This window comes from Rhizorhabdus histidinilytica (assembly GCF_900167915.1).
GTDB classification, from domain to species: domain Bacteria; phylum Pseudomonadota; class Alphaproteobacteria; order Sphingomonadales; family Sphingomonadaceae; genus Rhizorhabdus; species Rhizorhabdus histidinilytica.
In genome coordinates this window covers 208,271-223,857 of the sequence record NZ_FUYM01000010.1, presented here as the reverse complement: position 1 = coordinate 223,857, position 15,587 = coordinate 208,271, and the positions used below count along the sequence as shown (strand labels likewise).

At 67.0% G+C, this 15,587-nt stretch carries 16 protein-coding genes; 4 read left to right on the top strand and 12 right to left on the bottom strand.

The annotated features are described in order from the left end of the window. Positions 1-8 precede the first annotated feature (8 nt). Complete coding sequence (locus B5X82_RS20310; protein WP_079649992.1) at positions 9-815, top strand: SDR family NAD(P)-dependent oxidoreductase; 807 nt, start codon at positions 9-11, stop codon at positions 813-815. 25 nt (positions 816-840) lie between these two features. Here the strand turns inward: B5X82_RS20310 and B5X82_RS20305 are convergent, their stop codons facing one another. The 5 genes from B5X82_RS20305 to B5X82_RS20285 form a co-directional block, all read right to left on the bottom strand. Next, positions 841-1,116, bottom strand: a complete 276-nt coding sequence (locus B5X82_RS20305) for a hypothetical protein (protein WP_079649991.1) — start codon at positions 1,114-1,116, stop codon at positions 841-843. A gap of 91 nt (positions 1,117-1,207) precedes the next feature. After that, complete coding sequence (locus B5X82_RS20300) at positions 1,208-3,475, bottom strand: TonB-dependent receptor (protein WP_079649990.1); 2,268 nt, start codon at positions 3,473-3,475, stop codon at positions 1,208-1,210. A 210-nt stretch (positions 3,476-3,685) separates the two neighbouring features. Next, on the bottom strand, positions 3,686-4,144 hold the full coding sequence (locus B5X82_RS20295; protein WP_079649989.1) for a MarR family winged helix-turn-helix transcriptional regulator: 459 nt from the start codon (positions 4,142-4,144) through the stop codon (positions 3,686-3,688). Further along, positions 4,144-5,388: an MFS transporter gene (locus tag B5X82_RS20290; RefSeq protein WP_176152640.1), complete on the bottom strand. Its 1,245-nt coding sequence runs from the start codon at positions 5,386-5,388 to the stop codon at positions 4,144-4,146. Before B5X82_RS20290 ends, B5X82_RS20295 begins: the two co-directional genes overlap by 1 nt. Further along, on the bottom strand, positions 5,385-5,933 hold the full coding sequence (locus B5X82_RS20285) for a VOC family protein (RefSeq protein WP_223811084.1): 549 nt from the start codon (positions 5,931-5,933) through the stop codon (positions 5,385-5,387). Before B5X82_RS20285 ends, B5X82_RS20290 begins: the two co-directional genes overlap by 4 nt. A gap of 64 nt (positions 5,934-5,997) precedes the next feature. Here B5X82_RS20285 and B5X82_RS20280 point away from each other — a divergent pair, with 64 nt between their 5' ends. From B5X82_RS20280 to B5X82_RS20270, 3 genes are read left to right on the top strand one after another with little or no spacing between them, the layout of a single operon-like run. Next, a complete protein-coding gene (locus tag B5X82_RS20280) occupies positions 5,998-6,408 on the top strand; it encodes a limonene-1,2-epoxide hydrolase family protein (protein ID WP_079649987.1) in 411 nt (136 codons plus the stop codon). Continuing rightward, entirely contained in the window at positions 6,405-7,169 is a 765-nt protein-coding gene (locus tag B5X82_RS20275; RefSeq protein ID WP_079649986.1) for an SDR family oxidoreductase, read from the top strand. The genes B5X82_RS20280 and B5X82_RS20275 overlap by 4 nt, the downstream gene beginning before the upstream one ends. Further along, on the top strand, positions 7,166-8,158 hold the full coding sequence (locus B5X82_RS20270; RefSeq protein ID WP_079649985.1) for an amidohydrolase family protein: 993 nt from the start codon (positions 7,166-7,168) through the stop codon (positions 8,156-8,158). Before B5X82_RS20275 ends, B5X82_RS20270 begins: the two co-directional genes overlap by 4 nt. Before the next feature lie 22 nt (positions 8,159-8,180). Here B5X82_RS20270 and B5X82_RS20265 read toward each other — a convergent pair whose 3' ends face one another. From B5X82_RS20265 to B5X82_RS20235, 7 genes are read right to left on the bottom strand one after another with little or no spacing between them, the layout of a single operon-like run. Then, positions 8,181-8,939: an SDR family NAD(P)-dependent oxidoreductase gene (locus B5X82_RS20265; protein WP_079649984.1), complete on the bottom strand. Its 759-nt coding sequence runs from the start codon at positions 8,937-8,939 to the stop codon at positions 8,181-8,183. 13 nt (positions 8,940-8,952) lie between these two features. Further along, on the bottom strand, positions 8,953-10,068 hold the full coding sequence (locus B5X82_RS20260; RefSeq protein ID WP_079649983.1) for an oxidoreductase: 1,116 nt from the start codon (positions 10,066-10,068) through the stop codon (positions 8,953-8,955). Between the two features lie 13 nt (positions 10,069-10,081). Beyond that, positions 10,082-10,762: a ThuA domain-containing protein gene (locus tag B5X82_RS20255; RefSeq protein ID WP_079649982.1), complete on the bottom strand. Its 681-nt coding sequence runs from the start codon at positions 10,760-10,762 to the stop codon at positions 10,082-10,084. A 2-nt stretch (positions 10,763-10,764) separates the two neighbouring features. After that, complete coding sequence (locus B5X82_RS20250) at positions 10,765-11,511, bottom strand: SDR family NAD(P)-dependent oxidoreductase (RefSeq protein ID WP_079649981.1); 747 nt, start codon at positions 11,509-11,511, stop codon at positions 10,765-10,767. Between the two features lie 2 nt (positions 11,512-11,513). Then, on the bottom strand, positions 11,514-12,731 hold the full coding sequence (locus B5X82_RS20245) for a cytochrome P450 (RefSeq protein ID WP_217699585.1): 1,218 nt from the start codon (positions 12,729-12,731) through the stop codon (positions 11,514-11,516). Next, positions 12,728-13,948: a cytochrome P450 gene (locus B5X82_RS20240; protein WP_079649980.1), complete on the bottom strand. Its 1,221-nt coding sequence runs from the start codon at positions 13,946-13,948 to the stop codon at positions 12,728-12,730. The genes B5X82_RS20245 and B5X82_RS20240 overlap by 4 nt, the downstream gene beginning before the upstream one ends. Beyond that, on the bottom strand, positions 13,948-15,300 hold the full coding sequence (locus B5X82_RS20235) for a metal-dependent hydrolase family protein (protein WP_139385147.1): 1,353 nt from the start codon (positions 15,298-15,300) through the stop codon (positions 13,948-13,950). The genes B5X82_RS20240 and B5X82_RS20235 overlap by 1 nt, the downstream gene beginning before the upstream one ends. Positions 15,301-15,587 lie beyond the last annotated feature (287 nt).

The following is a 15,587-nucleotide window of genomic DNA, read 5'->3' as shown; positions in this document are numbered from 1 at the left end:
ATTCCCAGATGCCCATTTCCGACAGCACCCTTCGCAGCCTGTTCGCGGTGCCGGGCAAGGTCGCCATCGTCACCGGCGCGGCCTCCGGCATCGGCAAGGCGACCGCGAAGCTGATGGCCGACGCCGGCGCCAGGGTCGCGGTGGTCGACCTCGACCTGGCCGGAGCCGAGGCGGTCGCCGCCGAGATCGTCGCGGCGGGCGGCCAAGCGATCGGGCTGGAGGCCGACATCTCGGACGAGGCCCGGGTCAAGGCGATGACAACGCGCGCGGCCGAGGCGCTGGGCGGCGTCGACATCCTCGTCAACAATGCCGCTTACCGTCCCAAGGCCGACTTCATGGAGATGAGCGTCGAGACCTGGGATAGGATGCACGCGGTCAACACGCGCGGCACCTTCCTGTGCATGCGCGAGGCGATCAGGGTCATGCGGCGGCAGGGGAAGGAGCGCGGCGGCGCGATCGTCAACATCTCGACGATCGGTGCTGCGCACCCGACCATCTTCAACAACACCCATTATGATTCATCGAAGTCGGCGGTGAACGGCATCACCCGCACCTCGGCGGCCGAATTCGCGGCGGACGGCATCCGCATCAACGCAATCATGCCGGGCGGCGTCGATACCGAAGGGTCGCGCCGCATGCGCGAGGGCGGCATGGGCTTCGACCCCAAGGGGCCGATCATGATGCCCGGCCGCCTGCTGCTCGGTTCCGCCCAGCCGATCCAGCTCGCGAGCGCGATCCTGTTCCTTGCCAGTCCCGCGTCGAGCTACATGACCGGCCACGTCATGGCCGTCGACGGCGGTTATATGGTGGGATGAACGGCGGCCGGTGGAGCGAGGGCGGTCAGGCTGCCCGGCGATCATGGAGGCGACGGCCCAGGCCATAGTCCCATGATCGTCGTGCGCTGCGGCCCGTGTCCGGCTGCACGAACGTGACGGGATGGACGACCGGCGGGAAATCGCGGTTGAGGCGAGGGACCTGCCCGATCGCCTTGCCGATCTCCGCCACCTGCCCGGCCCGCTGCAGCCTGTCGCCGGCGGCGACGCTCTGCATCGATCTGATGCGAGAGGCGATGTCGAAGGTCGTCGGATAGCCGGCCCCTGCGCCGAACTGCCTCAATCGGGCCTCGCTTTCGTCAGGGTGGACGGGCTGGCGGGATATCCTCCCGCCAGCCTTCCGGATGTCGTTCGCCAGTGCTCGGCGGCGGCGATCAGAAGCGGACGCCGAACTCGACGCCATAATAGCGCGGCATGCCGCCAAAGGCGTTGTATCCGATGTTCGGCGACTTGATCTCGGCATATTCGGTATTGGCCAGATTGCGGCCGAACAACGACACCGACCAGCGGCCCCGCTCGTAGGTGACGTTCGCGTCCCAAAGGCCATAGGCCTTCTGTTCGAGCAGAGGCGTGTTCAGCACGTCGGTGTAGACATGCGAGCGCCAGGTGTAGCCGGTGCGGAACGATAGCGAGCTGTCGTCGCCGAGATCGGTTTCGTAGCTGCCGCCGATATAGGCGGTCCATTTCGGCACCCGGTCGAAGCGTAGGCTCGTCGCGCTGACGCCGGCCGGCAGCCCGGTCAGGTTGTTGAACGAGTCATATTTCGCGTCGGTATAGCCCAGCGATCCGTCGAAGCGCAGGCCACGGACCGGAGCAAATGCGGTTTCCAGCTCGATGCCCTGGATCGTCGCCTTGGCGGCGTTGAACAGCTGCTGGGCCGGAGATTCGCCGGCAACGGCGAACTGGACGAGCCGCTGGATGTCGTCATATTTCTGACGATAATAGCCCAGGTTGATGCGCAGGCGATTGTTCAGCAGGTCGGACTTCACGCCCACTTCGTACGACGCGACCGTCTCCGGATTGGCCGGGGTGACGGCACCGCCGGCCGATGGCGCGCGGGCATTGAAGTTGCCCGCGCGGTAGCCGCGCGAATAGCTCGCATAGAGCATGATATTGGGCTGCACCTTGTAGTTCACCACGAACCGCGGTGAGACGTCGTCCCACGACTTCTTCGCGTCGAGGAAGTTGAGCACGCAGGATTCGAAGCTCTGGCCCGGGCAGTTGACCAGCGGCTGGACGTGCATCCGCTTGGTGTCCTTGCTGTAGCGGACGCCGGCCGATGCGGTCAGTTCGGGGGTGATGTGGAAATCGAGATTGGCGAAGGCCGCATAGGACTTGATGTCCTGGTCCCACACGTTGACGGTGTAGCGGTCGAGCGTGGTCGTCGGGAGCCGGGTCAGGCGCTTCTCGAACACATCCTCCTTCAGGTTGAAGTAGAAGCCGCCGACCAGCAGGTCGAACCGGTCCGCGATGGTGATGTTGTAGCGTGCCTCGAAGCTGCTTTGCTTGGCATCCTCCTCCCCGTCGGGGAACAGCAGCACGTCGAAGGGATCGCCGCCGACGTTGAGCGTCGAGTCATAGCTGACCTTGCGGTAGGCGCCGATCGCGGTGAGCGTGCCGGCGCCGATGTCCTGCGACAGCTCCCCGATGATATGGAAGCCCTTGATGTCGGTATAGCCGGGCGTGCCCAGATTGACGCCCCACTTCTTGTCGGCAGGCGTATAGCCCCACAGGGTCTGCTGCTGCCGCTGAGGGCTGCCGGGAACGAAGAAGGAACGGGTCGCGCCGCCGCCGTCCTTGAAATTGATATACTGGCCGAGCAGCGTGAACCGCGTGGCTTCGGCGACATTGAAGACCCAGGTCGACTTGACGACCACCTCGTCGGCGCCACCGACCCGGCCTTCCTTGTGCTGCGCCGCGGCGGCCCCGGTGGGGTTGGCGTTGGTCGCGGCCGGGACGGTCACGAAGGTGCCGCTGTTCCGGTTGTGGAAGAAGCCGTCATTGTTGCGGGTCAGCACCGCGAGGCGCGCGAAGACCTTGTCCTCGACGATGGCGGTCTCCAGCCCGGTCCGGGTCTCGACCGTGTTCGCATTGCCCAGGGTGACCTTGAACGTCGCTTCGCTCTTGCCGGTGGGGCGCTTGCTGCGCAGGCTGACGGCACCGCCCGATGCGTTGCGGCCGAACAGCACGCCCTGCGGACCACGCAGCACCTCCACCCCCTCGGTGTCGAACGTGTCCAGCACGGCGCCTGCCTGGTAGCCGATGACCATCCCGTCCTGGATGATGTTGACCGCCGGGTCGAGCGACCTGACGCTGGTACTCACGCCGACGCCGCGCATGAAGAAGTTGGCGAAGCCGGGGAAGGTGCCGACCCCGTCGAGCTGGGCGTTGGGGACGAGGCGTCCGATGTCGCGGATGTCGATCGCGTGCGAGGCCTCGATCGTCTTGGAATCGATCGCGCTGATCGCCATCGGCACTTTCTGGAGCTGCTCGCCGCGCGCCTTCTTCTGGGCATAGACGACGATGTCCTGGATGCCGTCCGGATTTGGGTCCGCAGCCTGCGCGTAAGCCGGCGAAACCAGCGCCATGCCCAGTGCCGCAGCACTCGCCATCGCCAATGATCCTCGAACGGATGTCTTCATGCGACCTCTCCCTGTGCCGATTATTCGATTAATATCGATATCGAATTAAATGCATTCATATCGAAATATATCGATGCCGCAAGAAATTTCTCTCGCGAGGACGATCCCGGATGCGGAGAGCTGGTGGTTGCAGCGACGCCCGGCGGACGGAAATCGCGATAGACAGGTGACTGGAGCGGCCGGTCCGATGCGATCGGATCGGAAACCGCTCTAGCGGGCGCCAGGGGCGAGCGCGTCGTCGATGCGCTTCATCGCGGCGCGGAGCTGTTCCAGCTCTTCGCGGCCGATCGCGCTGACCAGGCGATCGGTCACTTCCTGGCTGAGCGCGTTGCCCTCGATGGCGACCTGCCGCCCGCTGTCCGTCAGCTCGGCGGTGATGACGCGCGAATCGTGGATACCGGGTGTCCGCCGCACATAGCCGCGCTTCTCCAGCCGCTTGAGCTGGTGGGAGATGGTCGATTGCGGCAGCGCCATGATCCGCACGATATCGCCGGCTGCCAGCGGCCCATTCTCCAGCAGCGACACCAGCAGCCGCGACTCGGTGAGGTCGATTCCCCAGATCTTCAGCTTGGGATTGGTGATGCGCAACAGATGCGCATTGATGCGATGGACGAGGAAGGAGATGCGATCGCGCAGCGGCGGCGTGCCCATGTCGGTCGTCTCGTCCATCAGCGCTTGCCTCCCGTCCCCTTGCGCAAATCCGGATAGCGTCCCAGCATCAGGACAAGCAAGCCGCCCAGCATGAACAGGGCGGCGGCGATGTGGAAACTCGCCTGGTAGCTCTGCGTCGCCTCGTAGATTCGCGAGAAGATGGTCGGCGCGACGGCGCTGCCCGCCGCCAGCGCGACATAGCTCAGCGCATATATCTGGGGATAGTGACGCAAGCCGAAATAGCGCGCGGTGAGGAACGCCAGCACGTCGAGTTCGGCGCCCGCCGCCAGGCCGAGCAGCGCACAGGAAAAGGCCAGCACGACGCTGTCGCTCGATCCGCTGATCAGCACGCACGCGATCGCCGGCAGGATCAGGACGACGCACGCCACCGCCGGGGCCCAGAACCTGTCCATCAGGAAACCGGACAGGATGCGTCCCGGGATCATGCTGATGGCGTAGAAGCTGGCGATCCCCGCCGCCGACACCGCATCGAAGCCGCGATCGGACAGGGTCGGCACCAGATTGGGGCCCGCCCCCGATATGGCGAGATATCCGCACAGGATCGAGCCGGTGAGTATCCAGAAGCGATGGTTGCTCAGCGCCTGCGGCACGTCCAGCCCCTCGAGCTCATGGGCTGCGGCGCGTTTCGGATCCGCCTCGCCGGGCCGCAGGAACAGGTAGACGACCGGAAAGGCCACAAGGATCGGCAACGCCGCGATGAGCCGCAGCGCGCCCTGCCATCCCAGGGCCGGCTCGGCCATCGCGACGAGGTTGGGGAGCAGCATGGCGATGAACGCCGTACCGACGAGGGCGAGGCCCAGCGCCGTGCCTCGCGCCTTGTCGAAGCTGCCGGCGACGACGCGCGACCAGAGCACGGGATTGGAACCGGCCCCCAGGATCGCCGCCGCCGCATATCCTGCCCAGAACTGGCCGAGCGAGCTGGCGAAGGAAGCCAGGGTCAGTCCGGCGGACACGCCGACCAGCGAGGGGAGCGCCACGCGGCGTGCGCCATAGCGTTCGATCAGCCAGCCGACGACCGGAGAGGTGAGCGCACCGATCCCGGAGCTGAAGAGGATGGCGAACTGGATGTCGGACCGGGCCCAGCCGGTGGCGGCTTCGACGGGTTTGGTCAGCGGACCGATCGAATAGAAGGGCAGGGCGATCGCGCTGCACCCGACGCCGATCGCACAGGCCACCAGGAGCAGCCAGTTGCTCCGCAATTCGGCGAGCGCTCCGCCCTCGCCCGTACCGCGGCGGGTCACGATCCGGCGCCCAGTTCGATCCGCAGGTTGCGCCCGTCCCAGCCCTCGGCCGCCGCGGCGATCTCCTCGTAGAAGGCGACCAGGCTGTCGTTCACCCGATAAATCTCCATCATGTGGCCGAGCATCGGCCGCGTATCGATATAGGTCGCGCCGCGTCCTTCCGCCGTGACGATGTCAGTCGCGGCGGCGAAGCCCTGTTGGCGGTAATGCGCCACCATCGCATCATGGTCCTCGGGAAAGATCGCGACATGGTGCAGCCCTTCCCCCGTGCCGTCGAACATGTCGCGGAAGGCCGATGGCTGGTCGCAATGCTGCATCACCAACTCGATCTGGATGTCTCCGGCCTGGGCGTGCGCCGCGCTGATGTCCAGCGACGCCGGTCGGCCGCGATAGAGCACGTCGCGCAAGGCGATATGGCGGCGGACGAGGAACGGGCCGATCCCGAGGGTGCGGTTCCAGCGGACCATCGCTTCGTCCAGATCCCGCACGACATAGGCGTTCTGCACGATCCGCTGGCGGTCCGGCCTGCTATATGAAATCCGCATCCCATCTCCATTTATATCGAAATCGATACTTCCCGTCCGGCCGTCAATCTGTCAAGTCCCGGGCATGACCGACGAATCGTCGACTTCGCCCATCGGGATCGTGACGGCCTTCTGCGCGGCCTGGGGACGGCTGGACATGGACGCGGTGGCGGCGCTGCTGCACGGCGATGTCGACTATCACAACATCCCGATGGAGCCGCTGGCGGGAAAGGCGGCGGTCGAGGCCTATCTGCGGGGCGCCGCGGCCCGGTTCGATGCCTGCGCCTGGGAAGTCCGCGCCATCGCCGCAACCGGCAACCGAGTCCTCACCGAAAGGGTCGACCGGATGTGCGTGGAAGGCACGTGGATTACCCTGCCGATCATGGGGATTTTCGAGATCGAGGACGGGCTGATCCGCCGGTGGCGCGATTATTTCGACCTGGCGAGCTACCGCAGCCAATGGCCTCCGGCCGGACAGGGAGGGGAAGAACAATGAGATTCGGACTGGAAGGCCGATCCGTGCTGGTCATGGCCGGCAGCCAGGGCATCGGGCTGGCGACGGCTCGTGGCTTTCATGCGCTGGGCGCGCGGGTATGCATCGCGGCGCGGGGCGCTGCCGCGCTCGATGCGGCGGTGTCGGCCATGCCGGGCGCGACCGCGATCCAGGGGGACGTCACCGACCGTGGCGATATCGCGCGGATCATCGAGACGGCCGGGCCCGTCGACGTCCTGGTCAACAATGCCGGCGGCCCGCGGGCGGGCCGCTTCGAGGACGTCGCGGACGAGGAATGGACCGCCGCGGTCGAGCTGACCCTGATGTCGGCGATCCGCGCGACCCGTGCCGTGCTGCCGCACATGCGCGCGCAGCGGTGGGGGCGGATCGTCAACATCAGCTCCTATGGCGTCAAGCAGCCGGTTCCCGACCTCACCCTTTCCAACTCCATCCGCATGGCGGTGCTCGGCTGGGCGAAGACGCTCGCCGATCAGGTCGGTCCCGACAATGTGACGGTCAATACCATATGCCCGGGCTGGACCAGGACGGCGCGGGTCACTTCGCTGCTCGACAACCAGGCCCGCGACAGCGGCGTCGCGGCGGACGAGCTGGCGCGCGGGCTGGTCGCCCAGATTCCCCTGCGCCGGCTCGGCGAGCCGGAGGAGATCGCCAACCTCGCCGTCTTCCTGGGATCGGAGGCGGCCAGCTACATCACCGGCACCGCCATCCAGGTCGATGGCGGCATCGTGAAGGGATATGCATGAGCCTGCATGACGCCAAGGTCATCGACATCCACGCGCATGCGGTGTGCGAGGAAAGCTTCGGAACCGCCGGCGCCTTCGGTCCGGACCTCCACGCCGAGGCGGACGGAACGCCGGTCTTCAGAATAGGCGATTATCGGCTGCGCGGGGTCCGCTATCGCGGCAGCCCCTTCATGGACGTCGACGTGAGGATCGCGGCGATGGACCGGTCGGGGATCGACTGGCAGCTGCTGTCGCCCAATCCGCTGACCTATTTCCACTTCATCCCGGCCGACGATGCCGCCCGGTTCTGCCGGACGGTGAACGATGCGGTCGCCGGTCTCGTCGCGCGCCACCCCGACCGGTTGGGCGCGGCGGCGGCGGTGCCGATCCAGCACATCCCGTCGGCGATCGAGGAGGCGCGCCGCGCGGTTCGCACCCTTGGCCACAAGGCCGTCTATATCGGCACCTCGATGCCTCATGGGCTCGACGATCCCGCGATGGATGCCTTCTACGAAGCGGTCGCCGAACTGGACGTGCCGCTCTTCATCCATCCGGGACCGGACGGCATCGACGGGCCCGCCGGAAGCCCAGCCCTGAAGCGGTATGAGCTCGACATCCTCGTCGGTTTCACGATGCAGGAGACCACGGCGGTCGCGACCCTGCTGTTCGGCGGCGTGCTCCATCGCCACCCCGGGCTCGACATCTGCATCAGCCATGGCGGCGGCGCGCTGGCGCTGGTCTGGGGCCGGCTGGAACATGCCACCCGCAAGCGAAGCTGGGTCCCCGAACATCTGAAACGGGAGGGCAGCTTCGCGGAACAGCTCGGCCGCCTCTGGTACGACATCCATATGCACGACGATCGCGCGCTCGATCTGCTGGCCGAACGCGTCGGCACCGGCCGGATGGTCTACGGCACCAACTTCGCGGGCTGGGACGCTCCCGACCGGTTCGAGCCGCCGCACGTCGACGCCCCGCTCGCGGACAATGCCCGGCGTCTCTTGAGAGGGTGAGGCCGCCGGCCGTTCCGGCCGTTCAGGCGCGGGTCACGCCCAGGCCCATTCCTCCGTCGACGTCGAGGATCGCGCCCGTCACCCAGCGGGCGCGGAGGAGATAGTCGGCCGCCTCCGCGATGTCGCCGCCCTGGCCGATCTCGGCGATCGCCTGCGTCGACAGCAGGTCACGGGCCCGGGCGCGTACCTCCTCTTCGCTGAGCAGGCCCGCCCGCACGTTGATCTCGGTCGGGATGCTGCCGGGAATCACGCAGTTCACCGTGATGCCGCGATCGCCCAGCTCCGCCGCGAGGACCTGGGTCAGCGTCTGCAATGCGCCCTTGGTGGCGGCATAGGGGGAGGCGGTTGGGAAGCTGCGGCGGGTATGGACGGAGCCGACGAACAGGACGCTGCCCTGGGTGGCGGCCAGGTGCGGCACGGCGAGGCCGGTGAGCAGCATCGCCGAGAGGACGTTGCTGTTGAAGACATCGAACAGCTTATCCTGCTCGACGGTCTCGATGGTCGCCCGGTACATGTTGCCGGCATTGTTGAACAGCGCGTCCAGCTTCCCGCCGCCATGGGCTATCGCGGCCTCGATCATCGCCTGCCGGTCTGCCGCATCGGTGACGTCGCCGGCGATGCCGTTGCAGCCAATCGCGGCGGCGGCTGTGGCGACGCGGTCGGCGCGCCGGCCGGTGATGGTCACCCGGGCTCCCCGCTCCACGAAATGACGGGCGGTGGCCTCTCCCAGGCCGGAAGCACCGCCCGTGATCAACAGGCTCAGTCCCTCGATCGGTCGCATCCTCTTTTCCCCTCTAGATCAGCGTTTCGAGCATCGCGCCCGTGAACGGCCTCAAATCTCCGGCATCGCCGTCGCGAACCCGGCGGGCCCAGTCAGGATTGGCGATCATCGCACGGCCGACGGCGACGAGGTCGAACCATCCCAGCTCCAGCCCGCGTTCGAGCAGCGCGACATGCGCGCCCACGCCGGAGGCATGGACCTTTCCGTCCGGTGCCTTGAAATCGACGTCGAGGGTGATCGAGCCCACCGTCATCGCGGGTTTGCCCGACAATGCCCGCGTCCATCCCGCCAGGTTGCGGTCGTCACCCGGGAAGGCCGGCTCCCAGAAGCGGCGCGTCGAGCAGTGGAACAGGTCGACCCCGGCCTCCGCCAGTGGGCCGACGATTGCGGCGAGCTCTCCGGGCGTCTCCGCCAGGCGAGCGCCATAGTCGAGCTGCTTCCATTGCGACAGGCGGAAGGAAAGGGCGAAGCCGTCACGCGTTGCCCGACGCACGGCGCGCACCAGCTTGACGGCGAAGCGCGTCCTGTCCGCCGGGCCGAAACGGTCGGTCCGTCTGTTGGTCTGCGGCCAGAGGAACTGGTCGATCAGATAGCCATGCGCGCCGTGCAGTTCGATCCCGTCGAAACCCGCGCCCTGCGCTGCCGCCGCCGCACCGGCGAAGGCGGCGATGCTGTCCGCGATGTCGCTTTCGGTCATCGTGCGGCCGAACGGACGGCCCGGTGCGGCCAGACCGGACGGACTGATCCTCTCCACCGGGCGGGCCCCGTCCGTCATGCCGATCATCGACGGCGCGAAGGCCCCCACATGCCATAGCTGGGCGATGATCGCGGCCCCTTCCGCATGGACGCCGTCGACTACCTTGCGCCACCCGTCCACCACGTCCGGTCCAAACAGGCGAGGAACATGATCGCCGAAGCAGCCGGTCGCATCGGTCGCTATCCCTTCGGTGACGATCAGGCCGGTCCCGCCGGCGGCGCGGCGCGCGTAATAGGCGGCCATGGCGTCGGTGGGCATGCCGCCTGGCGCCCGCTCGCGAGTCATCGGCGCCATCGCGATCCGGTTCCGCAAGGATAGCCCACCCAGCGGCAGGGGACGGAAGAGCGGTGAAGGCGATCCGGAGAGACTCAAGCGGGGGTCTTCCTCAGCCCTCTTCGCCAAGCCAGGACAGCATGGCGCCGATCAGCGCGGCATGGCCGGGGTCGCGCAGCGACCGGCCGTCATGGCCGAGCGCGTCGACCCCGACGCGGCCTCTTCCGTGATGACGCAGCCAGGCGACCGGCTGGGCGCCTTCGCCCGCGTCGGCCATGGCGAGGATCTCGCAATCGGCCGTAGGCGACAGCTGGTGATAGGCCTCGTCGACGATCTCGAACCGGGAGGGACCGTCGCTCCGCGCGCGTCCCGCCTCCGTCAGTTCCACCCGGACGGCACCGAGCGGCGGATGGTACGATACGCCCCATTGCCACCCGCCCCCCATGATCGCGGGCCAGCCTGGCTGATTGTCCCAGCAGATCGTGCCGGTGTGCATGACGAGGAGCCTGCCGCCCAGCCGTACATGATCGTCCAGCCGCTGCATCTGCGCATCCGGCAGCATGACGGCCCATTGCGCGCGATCGGGCGCATATTTCTCGTGCTGCGTCATCGACCAGCGCAGCGCGTTGACGATCAGCAGGTCATCGCCGGCCAGCCGCGCGAGCACCGCGTCCAGGGATGGCTCGATCGTGACGTTCCAGCCGCTGCTCCGCCCGAGATCCGCGAGGATCGGACTGGTTTCGGCGAACGGATGACCATAGCCGTCGCTGTAGATGATCGCCCGGCCAGTCATGCTCAGTCGCGCGGCAGGTTCTTCAGCACCGCGTGGGTGACGCCGCCGTCGACCAGCAGGTCGATCCCGGTGATGTAGGACGATCCCTCGGCATCGAGCATCAGAACGGCATGGGCGATGTCCTCGGGCACGCCGAGCCGCTTAAGCGGAACACCTCCGGACCGCGCCGCACGGACCTTCGGATCGGCGTAGATCGGTGTCGACATGCCGCCGTCGATGAAGCCCGGCGCGATGCTGTTGAAGCGGAGCCCCGCCTCGCCATATTCGAGCGCGAACTGCTTCATCAGCTGCAACAGGGCGATCTTGCTGGCCGGATAGGCGCCCGATCCGGGGCCGGGATTATAGGCGTTGGTCGAGGTGATCGAGATGACGTGGCCCGAACCGCGGCCGACCATCCGGCGCACCGCTTCCCGCGTCACGATATAGGCGCCGAGGAGATTGATCCGCAGGACAGCCTCGAAATCGGTGACCTCCTGCTCGGCGAGCGGGCCGAAGCGGACGATGCCTGCGTTGTTGACGACCAGATCGGGAGCATCGCCGAAACCGTCGAAGGCCCGGGTCACCGCAGCCGGATCGCTCACGTCGGCCGCGAGGGCGACCGCCCCCTCCCCGATTTCGGCGGTCCGGGCCTCGACGGCCTGTGCGTCCAGGTCGAGCAGGCCGACGCGATAGCCTTTCCGGACGAGTGCGGACGCGATGGCCGTGCCGATGCCGTTGGCGGCACCGGTTACGATAGCTGTTCTGGTCATTCTCAACCCTTGGTGAAGATAACGGGATAGCTGCCCCAGTTGGGACGGATGGTCTTGGTGTCGATCTGTGCCGGGGCGGCGGGATCGGGCCTGCCGCCCAGCGCGAGGAGGCGGATCACGATCAGCGCGACGATGCCATATTGGTGGTTGTCCGGGTCGGCCCCCGGCTTGGCGGGCAGGCCCCCGTCGAGCTCGCGGCCGAGGCAGGCATGGACGCCGATGCCGAACGCCAGCCCGGTGGGAAGGACTCCCCTCGGCGTCGACCGGTCGGGATCGAAGCCGTCGGCGCCGGCTCCGAATATCGACGGGTCGCGATTGGCCCTGAACAGATCGAGGACGAGCCGCCGGCCGGCGTCCAGGTCGCCGGCCCCGGCGATCGACATCGGGCACATGCTGGTCCGCCAGGCTTCCGGGCTCGCCGGGTGCAGGCGCAGGCTTTCGTGCACGCAGCGCTGGACGAACAGCGGGTCGGACAGCCTTTGCCAGCGCTCCTCGTCAGCGCCCGCCCAATGGATGATCTCATGGAAGGCGTGGATCACCGAATTGGCGGTCGAGTGGGCGCCGGCCTGCATGTAGAAGGCGATCTCGCGCAGCAATAACGACCCATCGAGGGTGAGTTCGTCGCGCGCCTGCAGGATTACGGTGAGCACGTCCCGCGGCAGCTCCTGGGCGTCCAGGCTGCCGCCGGCGACCGCCTCCAGCAGGCGGGTCCGCCGATCGACCGACGGCTGGAGGAAGCTGCGATCGAATTCGGCCAGCGCATCACACACCTCGGCTTCCAGTTCGACCGGATCGCGCGTGGAGTGGACCATCGTGGCCCCCTCGCTCAGCTTCTTCACCAGCCGGATCAGCCGTTCGCTTTCCTCGGCAGACCGCTCGGGGCGGTCGATGCCGGCGAAGTCCGCCGTCAGGTTTACGGTCGCCCGATAGCCGAACTCGACGAGGTCGCCCCGGCCCGCTGCCAGATAGGGCGTCAGCGTCTGCTCCAGCGTGCTGGGGAAGACGACTTTTTCATAATGGTTGAAGAAATTGCGTCGAAAGACCCGCGCCTCGACGCCGCGACGCTTCAGATGCTCCGGCCCGTGCAGGGTGAGGAGAACGTCCTCCATCACCACTTTGCCGGCATCGTAGAGCGCCTGTTTCAGGTCGCCGTTCCGCAGCGCCGCCTCACAGTCGGAGAAGCGATGGAGCGTGACGACGTCGGCGGGGCTCTCGCTCACAGCAAGGCTTCCTCAGGTTTGAAGATGATAGGATAACGGGCCCAGGTGATCCGGGTGATCGTCTCGTCCTTCTCCGGGGCGTCGTCCGGATCGGGCCGCAGGCCTTGGCGCAGCAGGCCGGCGACGATCAGCGGCACCACGCCATATTGATGCTTGTCGGGGTCGGAGCCCGGCTTCGGATCGACGCCGATCGCCAGGTGCCGGCCAAGGCAGGCATGAACGCCGTCGCCCATCGATAGCCCGTATCGGAAATTGCTGCGCACCGTGCGGTGCGGATTGAACCGGTTCGCGTCGTCGCCGAACAGTTCGACGTCGTGATTGGCGGTGCGCAGGTTCACCGCGACTTCCTGACCGGCCTCGACGATCTCCCCGTCCTTCAGCGTGACCGGACAGAGCGCGCGGCGCCGGGCGACCGGGCTCGACGGGTGGAGCCGCAGGCTTTCATAGACGCACTGCTGGATGAAATAGGGATCGGAGCGGATCCTCTCCACATCCTCCGGATGGGCGGTGAGCCAGTTCCAGATCTCGTGGACGGCATGGGTCAGCGAATGGATAGTGGTATGGGCCCCCGCCAGGACGAAGAATATGCCTTCCTGGACGAACTCGGCATCGCTCATCCCCAGTTCGTCCCGGCCCAGCAGCAGGGCCGTCAGCACGTCCTTGGGCAGCTCGCCCCGATCGATCTCGCCGGCCTTGCAACGGTCGATCAGCGCCTGGCGGCGGGCGAGCGAGGGATCGAGAAAGCGGGTCCGGAACTCCTCCATCGCCAGCGCGATGCGCCGCTTCTTGTCGGCCACGTCCGCCGGGTCGCGCGCCTGGCCCAGCGCCGGCGCCAGGCTGAACTCCTTCAGCAGGCGCAGGAGCTCGCCGGTCTCCTCGGCGCTGCGCAACGGCCGATCGACCCCGGTGAAGTCGATCGTCAGGTTCATCATGATCCGGTAGCCGATCTCCACCAGATCGCCGCGGCCTTCTGCCAGGAAGGGCGCAAGCGTCTCTGCCAGGGTCTGCGGCAGGACGTTCTTCTCGTAATGGAGGAAGATGTCCTTGCGGAACATAACCGCTTCGACGCCGCGCCGGGCGCGATGTTCGGCGCCGTGCAGGTTGACCACGGCGCGCCCCATCATCAGCGCCGCCTCGTCGTAGAGCGACTGGCGCAGGTCGGCCTGGCGCAGCGCATGGACGCAGCCGCCAAAGGACTGGACTTCGATCTCGGCCATCAACGATCCTCTTCGTGCCAGCCGAGGGTCGCGCGGCGGGTGGCGGCTATGGTGGAATAGGCGGAGACCCGCCAGGACGGCAGCGGGCCGCGCTCGGGCAGCGGGGTCTCGATGTCGATCCGCACGCCGTCCTTGAAGACGTGCCGGATGCCGCCGGGGCGGCCGAGCAGGGTCACGTCGCGGGTGACGTCTCCCTCCACCACGATGACGTCGGCGCATTGGCCGGGCTCGATCGTCCCCACTTCCGGTATACGGAGCGCATCGGCCGCCTTGCGGGTCGCGCATTGCAGCGCCTCCGCCGGCGACAGGCCGATATCTTCGACCAGCACCTGCAATTCGCGCCAGTGCCACTCGCCATAAGGGGTGATGGAAAAGCCGCTTTCCGTGCCGCAGAGCAGCGGGACGCCGGCATCGTGCGCCTGGCGCAACTGGCGGCTGCTGTCCGCGATCTCGCGGGCGAAGAGGTCCTGGAGGAAGGCGCTGACCCCGACCTTGTCGCCATGCTCGGCGAGCACCGCCTGGAAGGTGAGCGTGGGAACGATCGGAACCTGGGCCTGGCATACCGCGGCCAACGCCTCGTCATCCATGTTCGTCGCGTGGAGGATCATGTCGAAACCCGCGCGTGCGGCGTCGCGCGTGCTCGATGCGTTGCGGCAGTGCCCGACGATCGGCAGGCCCAGCTCGTGCGCGGTGTCCGCCGCCAGGCGGAGCTCGTCGATGGTCCACACCTGGATCTCGCCGGCGGCACGCTGGCGCGGGATCAGGCCGGTGACGTGGATCTTGATCCAGTCGACGCCGCGTTTCGCCTGCTGCCGGATTTCGGTGACGATCTCGTCGCGGGTGCGGGTGACCTTCAGATATCCGATCGCGCCTTCGTCCGGCACGAGCAGGCCGGCGGTACCGCCGACGCTGGTGAACAGGGCATTGCCGCCGCACCGCATGCGCGGCCCTTCGGTCACCCCGCCCTCGATCGCGTCGCGCAGGTCGAGGGAGACGTTGAAGATGGTGTCCGCGTCGAACATGGTGGTGACGCCGGCGCGCAGCACCTTGCGCACGTTATAGGCCGCGACGATGGCGGCCAGCCCCTCGCGCCGGTGGAAGAACAGCTCGTCGTTGGAGGCGGGTTCGTCGAAGCTGATGTGGCAATGGGCATCGATGAGCCCAGGCATGACGGTGGCCCCCGCCGCGTCGATCCGGACGAGACCGGAGCGGCTCTCAGCCCAGTTCAGCGCTTCGGCCCCGGTCGCGACGATCCGCCCGCAAAGGGCGACCGGCGCGGCCTCGACGGTGCCGTCCACCGCCCGGAACAGCGACCCGTTCTCGATCAGATAGGGCGTGGCATGATGAGACACGAAATCCACCTCTCCTTGGTGAAAACTATCCTGTCAGCACATTACATCGAAATCAATATAATTTTCTTTTGCTCCGAAAGCGGCGGCGAAGCCATTGGGTTCGGTCAGGAAAATTCCGTGATTTCTGTTAGATAGATGGAATCTGGCCGCCGGCAGATGGCAACCGGCTTCGGCCGTTTGCGGCTCGACGGCATCACAAAGGAGGCTTGCGCTTCCATATATATCGATATCAATATATCTCCTGATCGCTGCCCATGGGCATGGCGACGGTCGACAGGAGGCATGGT